This window comes from Streptomyces odonnellii (genome assembly GCF_000981895.1).
Taxonomy (GTDB): domain Bacteria; phylum Actinomycetota; class Actinomycetes; order Streptomycetales; family Streptomycetaceae; genus Streptomyces; species Streptomyces odonnellii.
This window is the reverse complement of sequence record NZ_LATD01000550.1, coordinates 1-3,718: the sequence shown is the minus strand read 5'-3', so window position 1 is coordinate 3,718 and position 3,718 is coordinate 1. Positions and strand designations below refer to the sequence as shown.

At 74.3% G+C, this 3,718-nt stretch carries 1 protein-coding gene and 3 pseudogenes; 3 read left to right on the top strand and 1 reads right to left on the bottom strand.

The genetic code is table 11. The features are described 5' to 3' along the window. A pseudogene (locus WH07_RS34845) lies at positions 1–741 on the top strand (SWIM zinc finger family protein); the annotation flags it as partial. A gap of 160 nt (positions 742–901) precedes the next feature. Then, a pseudogene (locus tag WH07_RS34840) lies at positions 902–2,545 on the top strand (DUF5691 domain-containing protein). 69 nt (positions 2,546–2,614) lie between these two features. On the opposite strand, the gene WH07_RS34835 reads toward WH07_RS34840, so the two are convergent. Further along, positions 2,615–3,028 carry a cobalamin B12-binding domain-containing protein gene (locus tag WH07_RS34835; protein ID WP_046509061.1) on the bottom strand — a complete coding sequence of 138 codons (414 nt, stop codon included), beginning with the start codon at positions 3,026–3,028 and terminating at the stop codon, positions 2,615–2,617. 480 nt (positions 3,029–3,508) lie between these two features. Here WH07_RS34835 and WH07_RS34830 point away from each other — a divergent pair. Next, positions 3,509–3,718: pseudogene (locus WH07_RS34830) on the top strand (hypothetical protein); the annotation flags it as partial.

Here is a 3,718-nt window from a genome sequence, read left to right as displayed (position 1 = left end):
ATCCCGGGGTCGGGGGCGGGCTGGCCGGTGCGGCTGCTGGAGGAGTCCGCGCTCCTGCATCTGCTCAACACGGGCTGGCAGGGGCTCGGCCGGCTGCCGGAGCCGCTGGCGACGACCGTCCGCACCCGGGTCGGGCTGCCGTCGCCGGCCGGGGGTCCGCCGGTCCGGGACCACTGGCTGGTGCTGGCGCAGTACGACTCCTCGGACGGCAAGCTGGTCACCCGTCGTATCCGGCTGTACGGACGGGAGTCGGGGCGGTCGGCGCTGCTCCTGTCCTTCGGGGCGGCGGGCCGGTCCCCGGAGCTGGGCCTGCCGGTCGGCCTGGTGATCGACGCGGAGGTCACACCGCACGCGGGCGCCGGGCAGCTACGGGCCGACTGGGGGCGGCAGTTCGGTGTCCCCGGTCCGATCGAGGAGCCGCCGCCCGGCGGCTCCACCGCGGAGGCGATGGAGGCGTACGGGGCGGCGCTGCGGGCCGACCCCTGGCTCGACGCGTGGCCGGTGACGCTGCGGAACGTCATCCCGGTGCCCGGCGAGGGAGGCGGCTGGCAACTGGCGGACGCCGACGGCGAGTCCGCGCTGCCCGTCGCTGCCACGGCGCTGGGACGGTCCGGGCTGTGGAAGCTGGCGGCGGTCTCGGGGGGCGGCCCGGTCACGGTGTTCGGCGAGTGCGGGCACCGGGGGTTCCATCCGCTGACGGCCTGGGCCGAGGACATATCGGAGACGGTCCCGCTCACCTGACCGCGCAGCACGCGGTCGCCCGCACACCTTCGGAGAACCCGATGTACGGACGGAGGACCCTGTGAACAGCACAGCCGACGGCACGCTCAGCAGCACCCACCGCACATCCGCAAGCACCCGTCGCACCACGGGCAGTGGCGCCGAATCACCCTGGGAAGGGCTGGTCACCTCGGCACTGCTCGGTACGGACCGCCGTACTCCACCGGCCGGGATCATGACACCCGGCAGGGACGCCCCGGTCGCCCTGCTGGACGCCGCCGCGCTCCACACCGTACGGCGCAGGGCCGGCCCGCGCCCCGCACGCGCCGCCACCCGGCCCGAGCGGGCGCCGCACGACGGCCGGAAGCGGCTGCCCGAACCGGCCGCGAGACGGCTCGGGCAGTTGCTGGCCGACCGGTCGGCGCCCTCGGGCGGCGGCCGTCGCGGTACGGCTCCCGACCTCACCGAGCTGCTCCCCCAGTGGCTGGCCGCCGCCAACGAGCACGGCTATCAGGCGCCCGCGCCCGTACTGCCCGCGCTGCTCGACGCGGCCCGCGCGCGTACCGATCTGCGGCCGGCGGCGCTGGCCTTCGCGGGGCCGCGCAGCCTCTGGCTCGCCCGGCTGAACGCGGAGTGGAAGTTCGCCCTGCGCGGCGGATCCGGCGGGACCCTGCTGCCCGATGTCCGGGACGGCGAGGCTGTGCGGCGGCTCTGGGAGGAGGGGCTGTTCGCCGAGCGGGTCGCGCTGCTGGCAGCCGTACGGGCCGATGACCGGGAGGCGGCCCGGGCGCTGCTGGCGTCGACCTGGCAGACCGAGCGAGCCGAGGACCGGCTGATGTTCCTGGACTCCCTGCGGACCGGGCTGTCCGGGACGGACGAGCCCTTTCTTGAGCGGGCCCTGTCGGACCGCAGCCGCAATGTCCGTTCCACCGCGGCGGAACTGCTCTCGGCGCTGCCGGAGTCGGCGTTCGCCGGGCGGATGGCGGCACGGGCCGCGACCTGCGTGGGCATGGACCGTACGGGCGGCGGCCAGGTCATCGCGGTCGAGGCCCCGCACGAGTGCGACGCGGACATGCAGCGCGACGGAGTGATCCCGACACCGCCCGCCGGGCGGGGTGAACGGTCCTGGTGGCTGGGCCAGTTGGTGGAGGCCGCCCCGCTGGGCACCTGGCCGCGCAGGCTCGGGGGCCGTACGCCGGAGGAGATCGTCGCGCTGCCCATCCTGGACGACTGGGCGGACGAACTGCACGCGGCCTAGTGCCGGGCGGCCGTCCGGCAGCGGGACGCGCGGTGGGCGGCGGCTCTGCTCGGTACGCCCGTGGCGGCGCGGGCCGCCGGTCCCGGCACTCCGTCCCTGGCGGAGCGGGCGAAGCTGCTGGCGGCCCTGCCGGCCGCCGAACGGGCCTCCTGGGTGGCCGCGTTCATATCCGCGCACGGTCTGTCGGAGGCGTTCCAGGTGCTCGGAGTCTGCGCGGTGCCCTGGGCGGAGCCGCTCGGCCGGGCGGTCGTGGACGCGCTCGACATCGCCCGGGACGGCGGAAGTTACCCCTGGAGCTTCAGCGGGGTCATGGGGCTGGCCGAACGCTGCCTCGACCCGGCGGCGGCGAGCCGGCTGGAACTGCTCACGGCGACGCCGGACGAGGGTGAGAACGCGTCGCCGGGCGCGGGCGGCTACTGGTCGGAGGCGTTCCAGCGGCTGGTCTCCACACTGCGCCTGCGCGCGGCGATGCTGTCGGAGCTGGCCGGGCCGCCGGAGCCGCCGCGCATGTCCGGGCAGGCGGCAACGGCGGAAATATCCGAACCACCGGAAGATGCAAGGCCGTAGCGCGGCACGCGCGTGGCATACGCACAGCACGCGCGCGGCGCCCGGTGGCACGCTGCACAGCGCCCGGCGTCACGCGCCGGTGGGCTGGCGGAGGTTGGCGTTGACCCAGGTGACGATCGACGTGGTCGTCGCGCCGGGGGTGAAGATCTCGGCGACACCCAGTTCCTTCAGCGGCGGGATGTCCTCCTCCGGGATGATGCCGCCGCCGAAGACCTTGATGTCCGCCGCGTCCCGTTCCTTCAGCAGCTCGATCACCTTCGCGAAGAGCGTGTTGTGGGCGCCGGAGAGGATGGACAGGCCGATCGCGTCGGCGTCCTCCTGGATCGCGGTGTCCACGATCTGCTCGGGGGTCTGGTGGAGCCCCGTGTAGATGACCTCCATGCCGGCGTCACGCAGCGCACGCGCGATCACCTTCGCCCCGCGATCGTGGCCGTCGAGACCCGGCTTGGCCACCACCACGCGGATCGGACCGGTCACACCCATCGTTGCCTCCACATACCGAATACCGACTGCACATACCGACCAAGTGCACATACCGACCGACCGGCCATACCGACCGTACGTACCGACCGTCTGCCACATACCGACCGCGTGCCATCGGTACGGGTTCCCGGCACGGGTTCCCGTGCCCGCGCGGCCCGGAGAGGTGAACGAACGTTATCCACAGCATCCCGCACCCGGCTGTTTCGCGGCGGGCGGCGAGGGGGAAATCACACCTGGGACAAGTTCGCTTTGCGGTGTTCCGGTAGCACTCGGCCCCCGGGCCGGGGCGGACAGCCGCAAGGGGAGCCGCAGAGGGAGCCGCCACATGGGCGCGGTTCCACCGGGCCGCCGGTCGGGTGGCGCGGTGGTTCGGCTTGTGCGTCGGCTCCGGCACGTCGGCCGCGGATCCGCCGTGAGCGGCGCCCCATGAGGGCACACGGGGGGCAGAGCCGCCTCCCGGGTGCCGTTCGGAGGTCGGCCATGCAGATCCAGCCGTTCTTTCCGCTGTCGCCGCTCCTTCCTCCGCTGCTGCGTCAGGTGAGCCGCGTACGCGAGGCGTCACCGCCCCCCGCGCTGCTCCGCGCCACCGCGCTCGACCTCGCGATCCTCACCGGGCACCTCGTCCTCTACCCGGCCGGGATCATCCAGGAGCGCCGCGAGGCCCCGCTGCCCCCGGAAGCCCCGCAGACC